Source organism: Streptococcus sp. 2100, assembly GCF_013276335.1.
GTDB lineage: Bacteria > Bacillota > Bacilli > Lactobacillales > Streptococcaceae > Streptococcus > Streptococcus pseudopneumoniae.
The window spans coordinates 1-19,527 of the sequence record NZ_VMKV01000004.1 but is presented as its reverse complement, the minus strand read 5'-3'; the positions used below and the strand labels follow the sequence as shown (position 1 = coordinate 19,527).

At 41.5% G+C, this 19,527-nt stretch carries 17 protein-coding genes and 3 pseudogenes; 12 read left to right on the top strand and 8 right to left on the bottom strand.

Annotated features, from left to right (window positions below; all coding sequences use genetic code 11):
• Position 1 precedes the first annotated feature (1 nt).
• The 7 genes from HT669_RS00665 (at position 2) to HT669_RS00635 (ending at position 7,028) form a co-directional block, all read left to right on the top strand.
• Positions 2-742 (top strand): Stp1/IreP family PP2C-type Ser/Thr phosphatase, encoded by a 741-nt coding sequence (locus HT669_RS00665; protein WP_000406237.1) that lies wholly within the window; start codon positions 2-4, stop codon positions 740-742.
• Positions 739-2,718, top strand: coding sequence for a serine/threonine-protein kinase StkP (gene stkP / locus HT669_RS00660; RefSeq protein ID WP_023940838.1), 1,980 nt, complete (start codon positions 739-741; stop codon positions 2,716-2,718). Before HT669_RS00665 ends, stkP begins: the two co-directional genes overlap by 4 nt.
• A 114-nt stretch (positions 2,719-2,832) precedes the next feature.
• Positions 2,833-3,591 (top strand): threonine/serine exporter family protein, encoded by a 759-nt coding sequence (locus HT669_RS00655; RefSeq protein ID WP_000392948.1) that lies wholly within the window; start codon positions 2,833-2,835, stop codon positions 3,589-3,591.
• Position 3,592: 1 nt separating this feature from the next.
• The gene (locus HT669_RS00650; RefSeq protein ID WP_000172685.1) at positions 3,593-4,042 is read left to right on the top strand and encodes a threonine/serine exporter family protein; all 450 of its coding nucleotides are present in this window, start codon (positions 3,593-3,595) and stop codon (positions 4,040-4,042) included.
• A 160-nt stretch (positions 4,043-4,202) separates the two neighbouring features.
• Positions 4,203-4,451: a hypothetical protein gene (locus tag HT669_RS00645; RefSeq protein WP_025170610.1), complete on the top strand. Its 249-nt coding sequence runs from the start codon at positions 4,203-4,205 to the stop codon at positions 4,449-4,451.
• Between the two features lie 130 nt (positions 4,452-4,581).
• Positions 4,582-5,754 (top strand): hydroxymethylglutaryl-CoA synthase, encoded by a 1,173-nt coding sequence (locus HT669_RS00640; protein ID WP_000151945.1) that lies wholly within the window; start codon positions 4,582-4,584, stop codon positions 5,752-5,754.
• Positions 5,754-7,028: a hydroxymethylglutaryl-CoA reductase, degradative gene (locus HT669_RS00635; RefSeq protein ID WP_000704368.1), complete on the top strand. Its 1,275-nt coding sequence runs from the start codon at positions 5,754-5,756 to the stop codon at positions 7,026-7,028. Before HT669_RS00640 ends, HT669_RS00635 begins: the two co-directional genes overlap by 1 nt.
• 35 nt (positions 7,029-7,063) lie before the next feature.
• On the opposite strand, the gene HT669_RS00630 is transcribed toward HT669_RS00635, so the two are convergent.
• Positions 7,064-8,029 (bottom strand): LacI family DNA-binding transcriptional regulator, encoded by a 966-nt coding sequence (locus tag HT669_RS00630; RefSeq protein WP_000226009.1) that lies wholly within the window; start codon positions 8,027-8,029, stop codon positions 7,064-7,066.
• Positions 8,010-9,464: a glycoside hydrolase family 32 protein gene (locus HT669_RS00625; protein WP_172922251.1), complete on the bottom strand. Its 1,455-nt coding sequence runs from the start codon at positions 9,462-9,464 to the stop codon at positions 8,010-8,012. Before HT669_RS00625 ends, HT669_RS00630 begins: the two co-directional genes overlap by 20 nt.
• 379 nt (positions 9,465-9,843) lie before the next feature.
• Here HT669_RS00625 and HT669_RS00620 point away from each other — a divergent pair, with 379 nt between their 5' ends.
• Both HT669_RS00620 and scrK read left to right on the top strand, forming a co-directional pair.
• Positions 9,844-11,730, top strand: coding sequence for a sucrose-specific PTS transporter subunit IIBC (locus HT669_RS00620; protein ID WP_188108528.1), 1,887 nt, complete (start codon positions 9,844-9,846; stop codon positions 11,728-11,730).
• Positions 11,731-11,879: 149 nt separating this feature from the next.
• Positions 11,880-12,767: a fructokinase ScrK gene (scrK, locus tag HT669_RS00615; protein ID WP_000164309.1), complete on the top strand. Its 888-nt coding sequence runs from the start codon at positions 11,880-11,882 to the stop codon at positions 12,765-12,767.
• Between the two features lie 42 nt (positions 12,768-12,809).
• Here the strand turns inward: scrK and HT669_RS00610 are convergent, their stop codons facing one another.
• Together HT669_RS00610 and HT669_RS00605 are read right to left on the bottom strand one after the other, a co-directional pair.
• On the bottom strand, positions 12,810-13,427 hold the full coding sequence (locus HT669_RS00610) for a TVP38/TMEM64 family protein (RefSeq protein ID WP_023940844.1): 618 nt from the start codon (positions 13,425-13,427) through the stop codon (positions 12,810-12,812).
• A gap of 402 nt (positions 13,428-13,829) precedes the next feature.
• Positions 13,830-14,114: pseudogene (locus HT669_RS00605) on the bottom strand (IS30 family transposase); the annotation flags it as partial.
• Between the two features lie 488 nt (positions 14,115-14,602).
• Between HT669_RS00605 and HT669_RS00600 the strand changes: the two are divergent.
• The 3 genes and pseudogenes from HT669_RS00600 to HT669_RS10915 form a co-directional block, all read left to right on the top strand.
• Positions 14,603-15,514 (top strand): ABC transporter ATP-binding protein, encoded by a 912-nt coding sequence (locus HT669_RS00600; RefSeq protein ID WP_023934336.1) that lies wholly within the window; start codon positions 14,603-14,605, stop codon positions 15,512-15,514.
• Positions 15,493-16,692, top strand: a complete 1,200-nt coding sequence (locus tag HT669_RS00595; RefSeq protein ID WP_023934334.1) for an ABC transporter permease — start codon at positions 15,493-15,495, stop codon at positions 16,690-16,692. The genes HT669_RS00600 and HT669_RS00595 overlap by 22 nt, the downstream gene beginning before the upstream one ends.
• Before the next feature lie 587 nt (positions 16,693-17,279).
• Positions 17,280-17,429 (top strand): annotated as a pseudogene (locus tag HT669_RS10915) (IS630 family transposase); the annotation flags it as partial.
• 165 nt (positions 17,430-17,594) lie between these two features.
• Here the strand turns inward: HT669_RS10915 and HT669_RS00590 are convergent.
• The 4 genes and pseudogenes from HT669_RS00590 to HT669_RS00575 all read right to left on the bottom strand — a co-directional run.
• Positions 17,595-18,290 carry an LrgB family protein gene (locus HT669_RS00590; protein ID WP_023934327.1) on the bottom strand — a complete coding sequence of 232 codons (696 nt, stop codon included), beginning with the start codon at positions 18,288-18,290 and terminating at the stop codon, positions 17,595-17,597.
• Positions 18,287-18,661, bottom strand: coding sequence for a CidA/LrgA family protein (locus HT669_RS00585; protein ID WP_000781328.1), 375 nt, complete (start codon positions 18,659-18,661; stop codon positions 18,287-18,289). Before HT669_RS00585 ends, HT669_RS00590 begins: the two co-directional genes overlap by 4 nt.
• 184 nt (positions 18,662-18,845) lie before the next feature.
• Positions 18,846-19,148 (bottom strand): annotated as a pseudogene (locus HT669_RS00580) (ATP-binding cassette domain-containing protein); the annotation flags it as partial.
• Positions 19,149-19,364: 216 nt separating this feature from the next.
• Positions 19,365-19,527 (bottom strand): choline-binding protein A (locus tag HT669_RS00575; protein WP_155465491.1); only part of this gene is annotated, 163 nt, incomplete at its 5' end.

Here is a 19,527-nt window from a genome sequence, read left to right as displayed (position 1 = left end):
CATGGAAATTTCATTATTAACAGATGTTGGTCAGAAACGAACAAATAACCAAGACTATGTCAACCACTATGTCAATAGAGCTGGACGTACCATGATTATTTTAGCTGATGGGATGGGAGGTCATCGCGCAGGGAATATCGCTAGTGAAATGGCGGTAACAGACCTAGGTATAGCTTGGGTTGATACCCAAATCGATACAGTCAATGAAGTGCGTGAATGGTTCGCCCATTACCTAGAAATTGAAAATCAAAAGATTCACCAGCTTGGTCAGGATGAAGCTTACAGAGGCATGGGAACTACTTTGGAAGTCCTTGCTATTATCGATAATCAGGCTATCTATGCTCATATTGGTGATTCGCGTATCGGCTTGATTCGTGGAGAAGAATACCATCAGTTGACGAGCGACCATTCTTTGGTCAATGAATTACTCAAGGCTGGTCAATTGACACCAGAAGAGGCAGAAGCTCATCCGCAAAAAAATATTATCACCCAGTCTATTGGGCAAAAAGATGAAATTCAGCCTGATTTTGGGACAGTGATCCTTGAGTCAGGTGACTATCTCTTGCTCAATAGTGACGGCTTGACCAACATGATTTCAGGCAGTGAGATTCGTGATATTGTAACCAGTGATATTCCTTTAGCAGATAAAACGGAGACACTTGTTCGTTTTGCTAACAATGCAGGAGGTTTAGACAACATTACGGTTGCCCTTGTTTCTATGAACGAGGAGGATGCAGAATGATCCAAATCGGCAAGATTTTTGCCGGACGCTATCGGATTGTCAAACAGATTGGTCGAGGAGGCATGGCAGATGTTTACTTAGCCAAAGATTTGATTCTAGACGGGGAAGAAGTGGCAGTGAAGGTTCTGAGGACCAACTACCAGACGGACCCGATAGCTGTAGCTCGTTTTCAGCGTGAAGCGAGAGCTATGGCAGATTTAGACCATCCTCATATCGTTCGGATAACAGATATTGGTGAGGAAGACGGTCAACAGTACCTCGCTATGGAGTATGTGGCTGGACTTGACCTTAAACGCTATATCAAGGAACACTATCCTCTTTCTAATGAAGAAGCCGTCCGTATCATGGGACAAATTCTTCTCGCCATGCGTTTGGCTCATACCAGAGGGATTGTTCACAGGGACTTGAAACCTCAAAACATCCTCTTGACACCAGATGGGACTGTCAAGGTTACAGACTTTGGGATTGCAGTAGCCTTTGCTGAGACGAGTCTGACTCAGACTAACTCGATGCTGGGCTCCGTTCATTACTTGTCACCAGAGCAGGCGCGTGGTTCTAAGGCGACTGTACAAAGTGATATCTATGCCATGGGGATCATTTTCTATGAGATGCTGACAGGCCATATCCCTTATGATGGGGATAGTGCAGTGACCATCGCTCTCCAGCATTTCCAAAAACCCCTGCCGTCCGTTATTGCTGAGAATCCATCTGTGCCCCAGGCTTTGGAGAATGTTGTTATCAAGGCAACTGCTAAGAAATTGACAGATCGCTATAAATCAGTTGCTGAGATGTATGTGGATTTGTCTAGTAGTTTGTCTTATAATCGTCGTAATGAACCAAAGCTGATCTTTGACGATGCGACTAAGGCAGATACCAAGACCTTACCGAAGGTTTCCCAGAGTACCTTGACATCTATTCCTAAGGTTCAAGCGCAGACAGAACACAAACCAATCAAAAAAACAAGCCAGGCTGTGACAGAGGAAACTTACCAACCACAAGCACCGAAAAAACGTAGATTTAAGATGCGTTACCTGATTTTTTTGGCCAGCCTTGTATTGGTGGCAGCCTCTCTTATTTGGATACTATCCAGAACTCCTGCAACCATTGCCATTCCAGATGTGGCAGGTCAGACAGTTGCGGAAGCCAAGGAAACCCTCAAGAAAGCCAATTTTGAGATTGGCGAGGAGAAGTCAGAGGCTAGTGAAAAGGTGGAGGAAGGGCGGATTATCCGTACAGATCCTGGCGCTGGAACTGGTCGAAAAGAAGGAACGAAAATCAATTTGGTTGTCTCATCAGGCAAGCAATCTTTCCAAATTAGTAATTATGTCGGTCGGAAATCATCTGATGTCATTGCGGAATTAAAAGAGAAAAAAGTTCCAGATAATTTGATTAAAATTGAGGAAGAAGAGTCCAAGGAGAGTGAGGCTGGAACGGTCATGAAGCAAAGTCTACCAGAAGGTACGACCTATGACTTGAGCAAGGCAACTCAAATTGTCTTGACAGTGGCTAAAAAAGCTACGACGATTCAATTAGGGAACTATATTGGACGGAACTCTACAGAAGTCATCTCAGAACTCAAGCAGAAGAAGGTTCCTGAGAATTTGATTAAGATAGAGGAAGAAGAGTCCAGCGAAAGCGAACCAGGAACGATTATGAAACAAAGTCCAGGTGCAGGTATCCCTTATGATTTGAGTAAACCTACTCAAATCGTCTTGACAGTAGCTAAAAAAGTTACAAGTGTTGCCATGCCGAGTTACATTGGTTCCAGCTTGGAGTTTACTAAGAACAATTTGATTCAAATTGTTGGGATTAAGGAAGCCAATATAGAAGTTGTAGAAGTGACGAAAGCACCTGCAGGTAGTGCAGAAGGCATGGTTGTTGAACAAAGTCCTAGAGCAGGTGAAAAGGTAGACCTCAATAAGACAAGGGTCAAGATTTCAATCTACAAACCTAAAACAAGTTCAGCTACTCCTTAAAATCAGATGGATAATCAAAATAAGTAATCAATCTTTGTCATGATTTCATGGCAAAGATTTTTTTTGAGTCCGGATTTGTGATAGAATAGAAGGAGTTGATAAAAGGAGGAACGCATGGAAGAATCAAGAGAATTAAATGCCGTCATCGATGTGATTATGCTAGCGGGGACTATTCTCCTTAAAAGTGGTTCAGAGATTCATCGCGTAGAAGATACCATGATTCGGATTGCGCATTCGCAGGGGATTGTGGATTGCAATGTCCTTGCCATGCCTGCCGCTATCTTTTTCTCTATTGAAAATACCAATATTTCGCGTATGAAGCGGGTGACCTCCTCTTCTTATAACATCGAAAAAGTCTGCGATGTGAACCAGATTTCTCGTCAGCTGGTTGGGGGGCAGATTGATTTAGAAACAGCCTTTAAGCAATTGACGGCCTTGCAGGCCCAACCCCTTCCCTATACTAAGTTGCAGGTAACTCTGGCTGCGACCTTAAGTGCTCCTTTCTTTTCGGTTATGTTTAGTGGAAATATCTACGACGCACTTGGGGCAGGAGTGGCGACCTTATTTGGTTTTGCCTTTTCCCTCTATGTGGAGAAGTTTATCCGAATTCCCTTTGTGACAGCCTTTGCTGGGGCCTTCGTCTTTGGAATGATTGCCCAGTTTTGGGCTCGCTACACAGGCTTTCCTTCAACGGCAGACTTGATTATAGCTGGTGCGGTCATGCCGTTTGTTCCAGGAATTGCCTTGACCAATGCGGTTCGTGATATTATGACCAACCACATAAACTCTGGTATGAGCAAGATGTTTGAATCCCTGCTCATTACCCTTGCTTTAGGGGCAGGAACTTCTGTCGCCTTGGTATTGATGAACTAATATGACACTAATAACCTTTTTATTACAAGCAGTAGCAAGTCTTCTTGCTATTATTACCTTTCTAATCGTACTCAATGTTCAGCGGTCCATGCTCTTACCAGGAGGAATTTTGGGCATGGCTGTCTGGCTAGTCTATCTCTTGCTCAAGGAACCGACCAATGTTATTGTGGCTACTTTTATTGCAGCCATTATAGGTTCTTGTGTCAGCCAGATTTTAAGTATTCTTTATAAGACTCCTGCTGTGGTCTTTATCTTAGCAATCTTGGCACCCTTGGTTCCGGGTTATCTCTCCTATCGGACAACTGCCTTTTTTGTGACAGGGGACTATAATAAAGCGCTGGCAAGTGCAACATTAGTTGTTATGCTGGCTCTGGTCATTTCCATTGGAATGGCTAGCGGAACAGTGATTCTCAGACTGTATCATTATATAAAAACACATCGAGTATCGTAGACTTTACAGAAATAAAAGAATTTTCTGAAAAATGAGATAAATATAGTGACAAGGCTTTCTATGTATGCTATTCTCTCTATATAAAGGAGGAAAAATCATGAAAAAATCACTATTTTCCTTATTGTCTGTAAGTCTACTGACTTTGTTGCTTATCCCAGTCATGGTTTCTAGTTTGGGTTCAGAGTTTCAAAGTGGATTACAAGAGCATCAGTTGATTGCCGAAAAGGTTAGTAAAACACTTGACAAGACATTTGATAAGGATGTCAGAGAAATTCCGACCAGTCAGTTTTATCAAGAATTTGTAGATGAGATGGGAAGGACTTACTCAGGAAATTTAATCCTCCAGGAACTGATAACTGAGAATGGGGCTTATAAAGCTACTTATATCGGTGAACTCTCTAGCAACTAATCATTCTTTGAAATTATGACCAATAAGAGGCTTGATTTGGTGAATCAAGTCTTTTTTATCTCTTTTACTGCCATTTGTGATAAAATAGTACCGAACGATTTTTTACATGAATGATAAAACAGAGGTAAATATGACAATCGGTATTGATAAGATTGGTTTTGCGACCAGTCAATATGTCTTGAAGTTACAAGACTTAGCAGAAGCGAGGGGAATTGACCCTGAAAAATTAAGCAAAGGACTCTTACTCGAGGAATTGAGTATTGCGCCCTTAACTGAGGACATCGTGACCTTGGCGGCCAGTGCTAGTGACTTTATTTTAACTGAGCAAGAAAGAGCAGAAATTGACATGGTCATTGTGGCGACCGAGTCAGGAATTGACCAGAGTAAGGCTGCAGCCGTCTTTGTGCATGGCTTGCTGGGTATTCAGCCCTTTGCGCGTAGTTTCGAGATTAAAGAAGCCTGCTATGGAGCGACAGCTGCCCTTCATTATGCCAAATTGCATGTGGAAAATTCTCCAGAGTCCAAGGTCTTGGTCATTGCCAGTGATATTGCCAAGTACGGTATTGAAACTCCAGGAGAACCAACTCAAGGTGCTGGAAGTGTGGCCATGTTGATTACACAAAATCCACGCATGATGGCCTTTAATAATGACAATGTTGCTCAAACCCGTGACATCATGGATTTTTGGCGTCCAAATTACTCGACAACTCCTTATGTAAATGGTGTCTATTCTACCCAACAATATTTGGATAGTTTGAAAACGACTTGGCTTGAATATCAAAAACGCTACCAGCTTACTTTGGATGATTTTGCGGCTGTTTGTTTCCATTTGCCTTATCCTAAATTAGCCTTAAAAGGTTTGAAAAAAATCATGGATAAGAGCCTGCCTCAAGAGAAAAAAGACCTCTTGCAAAAGCATTTTGACCAGTCTATTCTTTACAGTCAAAAGGTGGGGAATATCTACACAGGTTCACTTTTCCTTGGGCTTCTGTCTCTCTTGGAAAATACAGATAGCTTGAAGGCTGGGGATAAAATCGCCCTTTATAGTTACGGAAGTGGTGCTGTAGCTGAGTTCTTCAGCGGTGAATTGGTTGAAGGTTATGAAGCTTATCTGGATAAAGACCGCTTGAACAAGCTCAACCAACGAACTGCCTTATCTGTTGCAGACTATGAAAAAGTCTTCTTTGAAGAAGTAGACTTAGATGAAACAAATTCTGCTCAGTTTGCTGGCTATGAAAATCAAGATTTTGCCTTGGTTGAAATTGTTGATCACCAACGCCGTTATAGCAAGGTTGAAAAATAATGAAGATAAGTTGGAATGGATTTTCTAAAAAATCATACCAAGAGCGCCTCGAGCTGTTAAAAGCTCAGGCGTTCCTTAGTCCTGAGAGGCAAGAGAGTTTAGAGCAGGATGAACAGATGAGTGTAACTGTGGCAGATCAGCTGAGTGAGAATGTGGTGGGAACTTTTTCTCTGCCTTATTCGCTGGTCCCAGAGGTTCTCGTTAACGGTCAGGAATACACAGTTCCCTATGTGACAGAAGAACCGTCCGTGGTTGCTGCGGCCAGCTATGCTAGTAAAATCATCAAGCGAGCAGGTGGCTTTACTGCTCAGGTTCATGAGCGCCAGATGATTGGACAGGTAGCCCTTTATCAAGTTGCTGACCCTGAACAAGCGCAAGAGAAGATTGCCAGCAAGAAAGCAGAGCTCCTAGAACTTGCCAATCAAGCCTATCCTTCTATCGTTAAACGTGGAGGTGGGGCGCGTGATCTGCATGTCGAGCAGATAAAAGGCGAACCAGACTTTCTCGTTGTTTATATTCATGTCGATACCCAGGAAGCCATGGGTGCCAATATGCTCAACACCATGCTGGAAGCCTTGAAACCAGTCTTAGAAGAACTCAGTCAGGGACAGAGTCTCATGGGAATCCTGTCCAACTACGCAACTGATTCTCTGGTGACTGCAAGCTGTCGCATCGCCTTTCGCTACTTGATCCGCCAAAAGGAGCAAGGACGAGAAATTGCAGAGAAGATAGCCTTGGCTAGTCAGTTTGCGCAAGCTGATCCTTATCGAGCGGCTACCCACAATAAAGGGATTTTTAACGGTATTGATGCCATTTTGATTGCCACTGGTAATGACTGGCGTGCCATTGAGGCGGGGGCTCATGCCTTTACTAGTCGAGACGGGCGCTATCAAGGTCTCAGTCGCTGGACGCTGGATCTTGAAAGAGAAGAATTGGTCGGTGAGATGACCTTACCCATGCCTGTAGCGACCAAGGGTGGCTCTGTTGGTCTCAACCCTCGTGTAGCTCTCAGTCATGAATTATTGGGAAATCCTTCTGCCAAAGAATTAGCCCAGATTATCGTGTCTATCGGGCTTGCCCAAAATTTTGCGGCCCTCAAAGCCTTGGTGAGTACAGGGATTCAGCAAGGCCACATGAAATTGCAGGCTAAATCTTTGGCACTTCTCGCAGGTGCTAGTGAATCCGAAGTTGCTCCCCTAGTCGAGCGCCTCATCGCAGATAAAACCTTTAACCTAGAGACAGCCCAGCGCTACCTAGAAAATTTAAGATCATAAAAACTCAGACGAATTCGGTCTGAGTTTTCTTGTATTTAAATACTTTTTCCTGGTAATAAGGTAACTGGTAAGAAGTAACCAGTTGTCGCAACTTCCTTGCCTTCGATCTTCTGCAAGAGAAGATCGACAGTGAGGCAGGCAATCTCTTCCAAGGGTTGCTTGATAGTAGCCAGTTGAGGGTAGTAATTTTCGATAAAGTAGGTACCATCATAGCCGATGACCTTGAGCTCTTCTGGTACAGAAATGCCCAATTCTTGAGCGATTTTAATGACCAAAATAGCTGTCAAATCATCTGAAGCAAAGATGGCATCTGGCTTTTGTCGAGTCAAGATATTCTTGATTTCCATTTCTTTTCTGACGGGAGAAAAGTCACTGGAAACATTGATAATAGGAGCTTTTGGAAGTACGGATGCAAAACCAGCGTGGCGTAGTCCAGTAGGCGAATTGGAATTGTCATTCCCTGTAATCATGATGATAGATTGGGCGCCTGTCTTAACCAAGGTCTGGGCAGCAAGAACTCCACCAGCGTAGTTGTCAGAGGAAACGACTGGAATGTCTGGTGACAGATTTCGGTCAAAGGAAATAATTGGTGCCGTCACTCGATTGTAGTCTTCGATTCCCAAGTTGTGACTACCAGAAATGATGCCGTCCACCTGATTGGCTTCCAACATTTCGATGTATTCGCGTTCCTTCTCAGAATCATGCTCACTGTTGCAGATGATGGTCTTGTAACCATTTTTGAAGAGTTGGTGTTCCAGCTTATCAATCAATTCTGCGTAGAAAACGTTGGAAATATTTGGGAAAATCAAGCCGATTAATTTAGCCGATTTTCCTTGCAAACTACGAGCTAGGTTGTTGGGCTTATAGCCCAATTCCCGCATGGCTTCATTGACTTTTTGGATGGTTTTCTCGGAGAGATAGCCCTTTTTATTGATAACACGAGAAACGGTAGTAGGGCTGACGCCTGCAAGTTTGGCGACATCAGTTAGTTTTGCGACCATAATCTAATTCATAGTAAGTTCCAGTTAGGTTTCCAGATTTGATGAGGATACCATTTTGGTCTACATGTGGGAAGACACGACCGGAAAATACTTTTTCTCCTTTATTGATGAAAATTTCAAAGACAGAGTTATCGATGAAAATCGTAGCAGTAGTAGCCTGATTCTCGATAGGGCAAGAACGAGTTGTCCCAAATTCTTGGGCATACTGTTCACCAGCCTGGCTACGATCTACTGTCACTTGACCATTTACAAGGTCAAAGTTGATGGAAAGTCCCTTGCCTTCTTGATCAGCTAGTAAGACAATCTCGCTCTGGCTATTAGCTTCCAAGCTGAGTTCAAGTTCGTAAGTGTTCTTAGTTTGGGCACGATTTGAGAAGGCTTCCTCAGAGGCACGAAGGTCCTTGACAGCTGCGACTGGGAATTGGTAGAGTTTACCGTCTTTGATAGTGAGTTCTTTGACCAAAGAGAAGGTTCCTTGGTGGTCAAAACGGTCAGATGGATATGAAACATCAGGCAAGCCAAGCCAGCTAACAGCTAGAGCACGTCCATCAGGATCGTTGAAGGCTTGAGTTGCATAGGCTTCGAAACCATAATCCATGTTTTGAAGTTGAGACACATCTACCATTTTGGCATTTTCAGGGTCAAAGGAAGCCCCAATCTTATACATATTTGGATAGATATTATCGTAGTCTAGAACATCTTTATCCAATCCTTGCGGGCAGTAGAGAAGGACAGGTTGTTCCCCTACAAAGACCAGATTTGGACATTCCATCATGTAGGCAGTACGGTCGTTAGCAAAGTCAAGGTTGCCAATGGCTTGCCAGTTTGTATAGTCGTTGTCTACAGCCTTGTAGAGACGGACGAAGCCTTTTTTCTCCAAGTCCTGTCCACCGACGATAGCATAGTATTGGCCCTTGAAGTTAAAAATTTGCGGATCACGGAAGTGGTCAGTAGAGTCTGCTGGCTGGTCGATCAAGATCTTATCAATCTTTGTAATCTTGCCATCCTTATCCATCAAAGCTCCAATCTGGTAAGGGTGACGAATCCAGTTTTCATCACGAACATTTCCTGTATAAAATAGGAACAAGTTATCGCCAAATTGCATGGCAGAACCAGAGTAGGCACCGTGGCTATCTAATGGAGTATCAGGCAAAACTTTGACTCCAGTTTCTGTGAAATGAACCAAGTTCTCACTTTCCAATTGAACCCAAGATTTCAAACCGTGGGCTGCACCAAAAGGAAAGTTCTGATAAAAAACAATCCACTTTCCATCAAAGTAAGAAAAGCCATTTGGGTCGTTAAGAAGTCCTGTTTTTGGCTCAACATGATAATGAGTATGCCATGGAGATTGTGCCATATTTTCTTTAATATTCTTAATTTCTTCTTGCGTCCAATCTTGATAAAGTCTGTAACGACGCTCAGTTGTCCATTCCATTCTTCTATTCCTCCAAAAATCTTATCACTTTTAATAGTAACCGTTTTCGGAAAAAAAAGCAAGACTTTTATGTTAAAAAAGAGAAAAAACTGTCAAACGTTTATCATAAAATAAATGCAGGAAATCAATCAAATTTTCACAAAAATATGAAAGAGAATGAAATAAAACCCTTTTAACCAAGATTTTAAACTTATTTTTTTAAGGAACACCTGATAAAACAGTCAAAATCAATCAATCTAAAGCGAGCAAACTAAGTGGATAGAATATTTTTTCTGCAAAACGCTTGACATATTTCTAAAACATGATAAAATAATAGTCGTAGGGCGAATAAAATCGCTTTCAAACAAGAACAAAATTTTATATAAGGAGATTTTTGCAAATGAACAATCAGGAAATTGCAAAAAAAGTCATCGATGCCTTGGGTGGACGTGAAAATGTCAACAGTGTAGCTCACTGTGCGACTCGTCTTCGTGTCATGGTCAAAGATGAAGGAAAAATCAATAAAGAAGTGATTGAGAACTTGGAAAAAGTTCAAGGTGCTTTCTTTAACTCAGGTCAATACCAAATCATCTTTGGTACTGGTACAGTAAACAAAATGTACGATGAAGTTGTTGCACTTGGTTTACCAACATCATCTAAAGATGACATGAAAGCAGAAGCTGCTAAACAAGGGAACTGGTTCCAACGTGCTATCCGTACTTTCGGTGACGTTTTCGTTCCAATCATCCCAGTTATCGTAGCGACAGGTCTCTTCATGGGTGTGCGTGGTCTTTTCATTGCTCTTGAAATGCCACTTCCAGGAGACTTTGCAACTTACACACAAATCTTGACAGATACAGCCTTCATCATCTTGCCAGGTTTGGTTGTTTGGTCAACCTTCCGTGTATTCGGTGGTAACCCTGCCGTTGGTATCGTTCTTGGTATGATGCTTGTTTCTGGCTCACTTCCAAACGCTTGGGCAGTTGCTCAAGGTGGTGAAGTAACAGCTATGAACTTCTTTGGTTTCATCCCTGTTGTTGGTTTGCAAGGTTCCGTTCTTCCAGCCTTCATCATCGGGGTTGTCGGAGCTAAATTTGAAAAAGCTGTCCGCAAGGTCGTTCCAGATGTCATTGACCTTTTGGTAACACCATTCGTGACACTTTTGGTTATGTCTATCCTTGGACTATTTGTCATCGGACCAGTCTTTCACGTTGTTGAAAACTACATCCTTATCGCGACAAAAGCGATCCTTAGTATGCCATTTGGTCTTGGTGGTTTCTTGATTGGTGGGGTTCACCAATTGATCGTCGTGTCAGGTGTGCACCATATCTTCAACTTGCTTGAAGTTCAATTGCTTGCTGCTGACCATGCTAACCCATTCAACGCTATCATCACTGCTGCTATGACAGCTCAAGGTGCTGCAACTGTTGCGGTTGGTGTTAAAACTAAAAATCCAAAACTAAAAACACTTGCTTTCCCAGCTGCTCTTTCTGCCTTCCTCGGTATTACAGAGCCTGCTATCTTCGGGGTGAACTTGCGCTTCCGTAAACCATTCTTCCTCTCATTGATTGCTGGTGCAATCGGTGGTGGATTGGCTTCTATCCTTGGACTTGCTGGTAATGGTAGTGGTATCACCATCATCCCTGGTACAATGCTTTATGTTGGTAACGGACAACTTGCCCAATACCTTCTTATGGTAGCTGTATCATTTGCACTTGGTTTTGCTCTTACTTACATGTTTGGTTATGAGGATGAAAAAGAAGTTGCTACTGAAGCGGCGACAGAACGTTTGGTCCAAGAAGAAACAACTGGCAACATTCCAGCAGCTCTTCAAAATGAAACACTTGTAACTCCTATCGTCGGTGATGTTGTCGCTCTTGCTGATGTCAATGACCCAGTCTTCTCAAGTGGAGCTATGGGACAAGGTATCGCTGTGAAACCAAGTCAAGGTGTGGTTTATGCACCAGCTGATGCTGAAGTTTCAATCGCATTTCCAACAGGGCACGCTTTTGGTTTGAAAACAACTGATGGTGCTGAAGTTTTGATCCACGTTGGTATTGACACTGTATCTATGAATGGTGAAGGTTTTGAAGCAAAAGTTGCTCAAGGTGACAAGGTTAAAGCGGGCGATGTTCTTGGAACATTTGACTCAAACAAAATCGCTGCAGCTGGACTTGATGATACAACAATGGTTATCGTTACAAATACAGCTGACTACGCTTCAGTAGCTCCAGTCGCAACAGGTTCAGTTGCGAAGGGGGATGCCGTTATTGAAGTGAAAATTTAATCAATCCTCTCTAATGTGAAAACGAACAAATGACATGTTTGTTCGTTTTTGCTTGAATGGTAAGATTTACAGAGGAAAATCTAAAAAATAGAGAAATTTAGACTTTCGAAATATGCTATAATAAAGAAAATAAAAACAAGAGGTTTATCATGACAAAATTATATGGAAGCTTGGAAGCGGGCGGTACAAAGTTTGTCTGTGCTGTCGGTGATGAAAACTTTAACGTTGTAGAAAAAACACAATTTCCAACAACAACACCAATCGAAACAATCGATAAAACCATCGAGTTCTTCTCAAAATTCGATAACCTTGCTGGTCTTGCAGTTGGTTCATTTGGTCCGATTGATATTGATAAAAACTCAAAAACTTATGGCTTTATCACAACGACTCCAAAACCAAACTGGGCAAATGTGGACTTGCTTGGTGCCCTTCGTCGCGCCCTCAACGTTCCTATGTACTTCACGACAGACGTAAACAGCTCTGCTTATGGTGAAGTGGTTGCCCGTAACAATGCTGGTGGCCGTATCGAAAACTTGGTTTACTACACAATCGGTACAGGTATCGGTGCAGGTGTCATCCAACGTGGTGAGTTTATCGGCGGTGTGGGTCATCCTGAAATGGGTCATTATTATGTTGCTAGACATCCAATGGATATTGAAAAAGAGTTTAAGGGTGTTTGTCCTTTCCATAAGGGATGTCTGGAAGGCTATGCAGCTGGTCCAAGTTTGGAAGCTCGTACAGGTGTTCGTGGGGAAAACATTGAACTCAACAACCCTGTTTGGGATGTCCAAGCCTACTATATCGCTCAAGCTGCGGTTAATGCGACAGTGACTTTCCGCCCAGACGTGATTGTCTTTGGTGGAGGGGTCATGGCTCAACAACACATGTTGGACCGTGTCCGTGAGAAATTTACAGCTCTTCTCAATGGTTACCTACCAGTGCCAGATGTGCGTGACTATATCGTTACTCCAGCAGTAGCAGGAAATGGTTCTGCCACACTTGGGAACTTTGTTCTTGCAAAAGAAGTTTCAAAATAAAGCACAAAATCCGTTTGGGAAACCAAACGGATTTTTTACGTGTCAAAGCATTTGCCAGAAGAAGTCGATAATATAGGTCAGACCGTAGGTATAAACCACGAGGGTAAAGGGCTTGGTTAGAATGATGATGGTCATATAGCGCTTGAAACTCATCTTGGTCAGGGCAGCCAGCATACAGAGAAAGTCAGCTGGACTAATGGGCCAAATCATCATAAAGATAAAGAAACGGTCAAAACGATTGCCCTTGTCCAACCAGCCGATGTACTTGTCATAGGTGCGCTTGCTGACGACAGACTGGACAAAGGCGGCCCCATAGAGGCGCACCAGATAAAAGATAATGGCACAGCCAATCACGATACCGATATAGTTGTAGATTGTCCCGATGATGTGACCGTAGATAAAGACCCCAGCTACCGAGGTCAAGGCCCCAGGAATGATAGGGACGACCGTTTGTAAAATCTGTAAAAAGATAAAGAGGGGTGGCCCCCAGATGCCTGCCTGCTGGATAAAGGCAGAGAGGGTTTCCTTGGACTGTAAAATCCCAGCCTGATAAGCCCAAATGCAGAAAATCAAACTCCCAACCCCACCGGCAATCGATGAGATATTGATAAGGTGCTGCAGAAGGGGAGAAACAGCTTTCATTTGTTTATCCTGTGACATGTAAACTCCTCATAGATAGTATATTTCTACTATACCATATTTTGGAGGAGAAAGGGGGAATGAGTGTTTTTGATGAGAAATAGATGGGAATACAGGCCTTCGAGACTTAGAACAGGTCTGTCAACTAAAGGTTATATGCATTCTAAGTTTAGAATAATCGTAATTCCATAAATTTACAAGTATTCTAAGTTTCGAATAGCTTATCTGAGATAATTTTGAGGCATTCGAGCTTTCGAATAGTCATCTTCTCTAAAGTTTAGATGTATTCTGAAGCTAGAAAAGCTAAAATCTAAAAATAATAAGAGTCTCTATCTGATGGATGTAATTTATGTCTAGTATGAATCCTTTGAATCGTTAGTTAATTTTAATATTAATCAGTTCTGAAATAATTACTAAATATAGTTAGATGGTGAATGAATTATTGCTAAATTTCAAGTTCAAGTTAGTCATCAAGAAGTTTTCTCTGAGCGACTTGTAGTTCAAGCATTTTTTAGGATAGTTGTTCATCCAATTTTCGATGAATGCGACTTCTTTGGGAGTTGTTTTCTTAGTTCCCTTAGGTAACCATCTACGAATGAGCCTGTTGTGATTCTCATTAGTTCCCCTTTCCCAAGAGGTATAGGGATGTGCATAGTAGATATGTTCCTTAGAAAACACATCAGACAAGCGATTGAATTCCGTTCCGTCCATTAGTAGATAAAGGATTACTCCTGCTTGAAATGACAGATGAACTTGTTTCTTATAAAAAATGTTGTCAAGAAATTATCTGTTTTTTTCCAGAAGTTTTAGAGGAAGAAAATTTTATGAGGAAAAAGAACTTACTCAAATAACAATTCAGGACCAAAAACTGACAGTTGAGGAGCAGAGTGGATAAATTAAGTTTGCTACTGTATAATGGATTTATCACTAATACTCTTCGAAAATCTCTTCAAACCACGTCAGCTTCGCCTTGCTGTAGATATAGTTACTGACTTCGTCAGTTCTATCTGCAACCTCAAAGCTGTACTTTGAGCAGCCTACGGCTAGCTTCCTAGTTTGCTCTTTGATTTTCATTGAGTATAAAAGTGCTCCATGCCATATTTTACATAGCATTAGTCTTCTAAAAATGGACAAAAAACATTGTAAAGGCTATCAAAAAGGAGTATAATGAGTGCAAGAAATTTCGGAGGTGAAAGATGCTAGAAGTAAGAAGTCTAGAGAAAAGTTTTGGATCCAAGCAAGTTTTGTTTGGTATTGACTTTCAAGCGCGACCAGGTCGTATTTTGGGATTAGTAGGAAAAAATGGTGCTGGGAAGACAACGATTTTCCACAGTATTTTGAAGTTTTTAGAATACCAGGGAGAAATCGGTCTGGATGGTCAGGATATTCGTCAGGAGACCTATGCTCGGATTGGTTATCTGCCTGAAGAACGCAGTCTCATGCCTAAATTGACAGTTCTTGAGCAAGTTCGCTATTTGGCGACTCTAAAAGGCATGGATGCCAAGGAAATCAAGGAAAAACTCCCTCAATGGATGAAGAGGTTGGAAGTGAAAGGGAAGCTGACAGATAAAATTAAGAGTCTGTCAAAAGGAAATCAGCAGAAGATTCAGCTCATCATTACTCTGATTCATGAGCCAGACTTGATTATCTTGGATGAGCCTTTCAGTGGATTGGACCCAGTCAATACAGAATTGCTCAAGCAAGTCATTTTTCAAGAAAAAGAACGTGGGGCAACCATTATCTTTTCTGACCATGTCATGACCAACGTCGAGGAGCTTTGTGACGATATTCTCATGATCCGAGATGGCCGTGTGGTCTTGCATGGACCAGTTCAGGATGTCCGAAATCAATACGGGAAAACACGTCTCTTTGTTTCAAGTGAACGAAGCAAGGAAGAATTGGAAAACCTTCCTCATGTCAAACAGGTGAGCTTGACCAAACAAGGTAGTTGGAAATTGATCTTGGAGGATGAGAGTGCTGGTAGAGAACTCTTCCCAATCTTGACTCAAGGGCAATATATCGCAACCTTTGACCAACAAGCGCCAACTATCGATGAAATCTTTAAACTAGAATCAGGAGTGGAAGTATGGGAAATGTGTGGGTTGTAATCAAGGAAACCTATCTTAGACATGTCAAATCGTGGAGTTTCTTCTTTATGGTGATTTCACCGTTCCTCTTTTTAGGAATCTCTGGAGGAATTGCTTATCTCCAAGGCTCTTCAATGGCTAAAAATGATAAAGTGGCAGTAGTGACAACAGTGCCATCTGTAGCAGAAGGACTGAAGAATGTAAATGGTGTTAATTTTGACTACAAAGACGAAGCAAGTGCCAAAGAAGCGATTAAAGATGAAAAATTAAAAGGCTATCTGACTATTGACCAAGAGGATAGTGTCTTGAAGGCAGTTTATCATGGCGAAACGTCGCTTGAAAATGGAATTAAATTTGCAGTTACAGATACACTCAATGAACTGCAAAATCAGCTTAATCGTTCAACTGCTTCCTTGTCTCAAGAGCAGGAAAAACGCTTAGCGCAGACAATTCAATTCACAGAAAAGATTGATGAAGCCAAGGAAAATAAAAAGTTTATTCAAACAATTGCAGCAGGCGCCTTAGGATTCTTTCTTTATATGATTCTGATTACCTATGCGGGTGTAACAGCTCAGGAAGTTGCCAGTGAAAAAGGCACCAAAATTATGGAAGTCGTCTTTTCTAGCATAAGGGCTAGTCACTATTTCTATGCGCGGATGATGGCTCTGTTTCTGGTGATTTTAACGCATATCGGGATTTATGTGGTAGGTGGTCTGGCAGCCATTCTACTCTTTAAAGATTTGCCATTCTTGGCTCAGTCTGGTATTTTGGATCACTTGGGAGATGCTTTCTCACTGAATACCTTGTTCTTTATTTTGGTCAGTCTCTTTATGTACGTCGTCTTGGCTGCCTTTCTAGGTTCTATGGTTTCTCGTCCTGAGGACTCAGGAAAAGCCTTGTCGCCTTTGATGATTTTGATTATGGGTGGTTTTTTTGGAGTGACAGCTCTAGGTGCAGCTGGTGACAATCTCATCTTGAAGATTGGTTCTTATATTCCCTTTATTTCGACCTTCTTTATGCCATTTAGAACTATTAATGGCTATGCAGGGGGAGTAGAAGCATGGATTTCACTTGCTATTACAGTGATTTTTGCGGTGGTAGCAACAGGATTTATCGGACGCATGTATGCCAGCCTAGTCCTTCAAACAGATGATTTAGGGATTTGGAAAACATTTAAACGTGCCTTATCTTATAAATAGAAGAGCCTCGCGAAAGCGAGGTTTTTTAGAGATAAAAAGAGTGGAATCACGAACCTAATTATGCACACATTATGTAAACAGGTTGCTTGAGAACTCAATTGTATAGTGAACTGAATCTGGAATAAGATAATATTGCTTCTAAAACATTCTTATAAATTGATTTGAATTCCAAAACCAGGGTGTGCAATTCTTATTTCCCATCACTTTATTTATTGATTATGATAGAACTCTTATCGGTCTGTAACAAAATTTCAATAATATAAAAACGCATCCTATCAGGACTCAACTTGATAGGATGCGTTTTTTGATTGTGAAGACTTTTCATCCAGCCTCTTTATGTGATAAAGTATCGTTAATATTCAATGAAAATCAGACTGGGAAGTTAGCGGAAGGCTCCTCGAAACATAGTTTTGAGGTTGAGGAACTGACCAAGTCAGTAACGTATACACACTAAGGACAAGCTGACGTGGTTTGAAGAGTATAAAAATCTGTTTCGTAAGCATCCAATAATAGGGTGTTTTGATAGTGTCATCATTTGGATAAGCATTATAGTATAGTGATATGAAATCAACTAAACTAAATAAGAAATATAGATTATCAAAACTCTTTGAAAAGATTGCATTAAATCTAAATAACATAGACGTCTTCAGCGTGTGCTGTCTCATCTTATGCGAAAATCTTATAAGGAGAGTATAGAAAATCTCGGTTGTAATCAACTAACTGATTGGAGAAATGTATAAATATGAGAAGTTAGACCCCCATGTCACTACCATAATGAGATTGCTCGAATTCCTTGCTTTTTATACTCAATGAAAATCAAAGAGCAAACTAGCCGCAGGCTGCTCAAAACAGTGTNNCGGCAAGGCGACGTTGACGCGGTTTGAAGAGATTTTCGAAGAGTATTAACTCAATATCAAACTAGCTACGATGGGGCTGACAAAGACATAGAGAATACCAGTGACACCGATAGCCAAACCACCCATGGCTCCTGCTACAGAGCCGTATCGGAAGGCTGTTCCTGTTCCAACTGCATGGCCTGTTCCTCCAAGGGAAAGACCAACAGCTACTGGGTCGTCAATTTTCAACCACTTCAAAAGGGTTGGTCCGATGACACTGGTTAAAATCCCAGTTGCCACGACTACCACCAAGGTCACGGTCGTCAGACCTTGCAATTTTTCTGTGATTCCCACTGCCATGGCGGTTGTTACTGACTTGGGAAAGAGAGAAATGGCTAGGAAAAAGTCCATACCAAAGATTTTGGCCACAAGGGCTGTGAAAGAGGTATTGACAACTACTGCTAGCAGACTACCAAAGAGAATACTCCGAGCATGGTGCTTCATCAAATGAAAACTCTTGTAAATCGGAATCCCCAAAGCCACTGTCGACGGGACAATCAAGTTGTTCAGATAAACCCCACCTTGGTAGTAATCTTGATAAGAAATACCCGTCACCTTAAGAAAAATAATGATAAAAATAGCCGACAAAAGCAGGGGCGTTGTCAATGGATGAGGAAAACGTCTGTAAATCAACATCCCCACTAGATAAGCTAGGATAGACAGGGCAAGCCCAAATAGGGGATTGGAAACAAATTCACTCATTTGGCATCTCCTTTCTCATAATCTCCCTCAAACCGTCGTTTGATAAACTGAACTACCAACGCTATGAGGATAATATTGACAACTGCTGCAAAAAAGACAATCAAAACAATGGGTAGGAGATAGGGAGCAATCACATCAAACTTTTCCATGATTCCTACTGCTGGCGGCAAAAAGAGAATGGTCATATTGGCCAGCAAGAAATTCCCCACCATGTTGACATGCCTAGTTCTCAACCATTTGAATTGTAGGGATAGAAAGAGAATAATCAAGCCGATAATACTGCCTGGGATGGGCAAATGAAAGAAACTGGAAATCCCCTCTCCGATTAGAGAAATCACAAAGAGAATCATTAATTGAACATATAATTTCATCCTAAACTCCACGAAATAGACTTCTTGAATACCAGTTTACTCTTTTTTCAGAAAATTTCAAGGAAATGAACAAGGGATAATGAAAATTAAAGAACAAACTAGGAAGTCAGCTGCATGTTACTCAAAGTAAAGTGTTGGGGTTGTAGGTCAAACTGACATAGTTTGAAGCGATTTTCGAAGAATATTACTTTTCTTTGCTTAAGTGAATGACTTGGTCGTAGTTTTTTAAGTCCTCTTCTGTGTAGTGGTGAATGGCTTCTATGACTGTTTGAGGTAGGGAGAAGAGCAAGTCGCTAATTTTTCTGCTATTTTCCGAGTCAAGATTGGCCTTAATCTCGTCTGCTAAGATGAGTTGGCTATCATGGTAGAGGGCGCGGGCGATTTCTAGGCGTTGTTTCTCGCCACCAGACAGACTATCATTGCTGAGCGTTCGATTTTTCAAATGTTCTAAACCTGTTTTTTTGAGGATATGATTTAGCGTTTGCTTTTATCTAAAATACTTCATATAAAAATGTAAATTTTTGGGGGATATACAATTAAATGAAAATATCGTAATGACACAGATTGAAACAAAAAGCGAACAAAACAGAATTCATTGTTTCGATTCGCTTTTCGTATTATTATCTAGTTTTTTTGTAGCTCTGATAACATTTAGTCTGAGCATGTACACTAATAGCTGAAGGAATAAAATGTATACTTTAGATTATTTCCAAGCGCCACCGGTATCTACACAGTAACCACCAGGTGTATAGGTGTTGTGAAGCATCTTACCAGTTGAAGCAAGGTAATACCAAGATCTGCTATCTTTCACCCAGCCTGTTAACATAGCACCTGAGTCTTTTAGGTAATATAGTTGCTTAGTTTCA

Bases quoted from the DNA above. Each gene is read 5' to 3' on its own strand.
- HT669_RS00665 (WP_000406237.1), top strand. From the start codon at position 2: ATGGAAATTTCATTATTAACAGATGTTGGTCAGAAACGAACAAATAAC.
- stkP (WP_023940838.1), top strand. From the start codon at position 739: ATGATCCAAATCGGCAAGATTTTTGCCGGACGCTATCGGATTGTCAAA.
- HT669_RS00655 (WP_000392948.1), top strand. From the start codon at position 2,833: ATGGAAGAATCAAGAGAATTAAATGCCGTCATCGATGTGATTATGCTA.
- HT669_RS00650 (WP_000172685.1), top strand. From the start codon at position 3,593: ATGACACTAATAACCTTTTTATTACAAGCAGTAGCAAGTCTTCTTGCT.
- HT669_RS00645 (WP_025170610.1), top strand. From the start codon at position 4,203: ATGGTTTCTAGTTTGGGTTCAGAGTTTCAAAGTGGATTACAAGAGCAT.
- HT669_RS00640 (WP_000151945.1), top strand. From the start codon at position 4,582: ATGACAATCGGTATTGATAAGATTGGTTTTGCGACCAGTCAATATGTC.
- HT669_RS00635 (WP_000704368.1), top strand. From the start codon at position 5,754: ATGAAGATAAGTTGGAATGGATTTTCTAAAAAATCATACCAAGAGCGC.
- HT669_RS00630 (WP_000226009.1), bottom strand. From the start codon at position 8,029: ATGGTCGCAAAACTAACTGATGTCGCCAAACTTGCAGGCGTCAGCCCT.
- HT669_RS00625 (WP_172922251.1), bottom strand. From the start codon at position 9,464: ATGGAATGGACAACTGAGCGTCGTTACAGACTTTATCAAGATTGGACG.
- HT669_RS00620 (WP_188108528.1), top strand. From the start codon at position 9,844: ATGAACAATCAGGAAATTGCAAAAAAAGTCATCGATGCCTTGGGTGGA.
- scrK (WP_000164309.1), top strand. From the start codon at position 11,880: ATGACAAAATTATATGGAAGCTTGGAAGCGGGCGGTACAAAGTTTGTC.
- HT669_RS00610 (WP_023940844.1), bottom strand. From the start codon at position 13,427: ATGTCACAGGATAAACAAATGAAAGCTGTTTCTCCCCTTCTGCAGCAC.
- HT669_RS00600 (WP_023934336.1), top strand. From the start codon at position 14,603: ATGCTAGAAGTAAGAAGTCTAGAGAAAAGTTTTGGATCCAAGCAAGTT.
- HT669_RS00595 (WP_023934334.1), top strand. From the start codon at position 15,493: ATGGGAAATGTGTGGGTTGTAATCAAGGAAACCTATCTTAGACATGTC.
- HT669_RS00590 (WP_023934327.1), bottom strand. From the start codon at position 18,290: ATGAGTGAATTTGTTTCCAATCCCCTATTTGGGCTTGCCCTGTCTATC.
- HT669_RS00585 (WP_000781328.1), bottom strand. From the start codon at position 18,661: ATGAAATTATATGTTCAATTAATGATTCTCTTTGTGATTTCTCTAATC.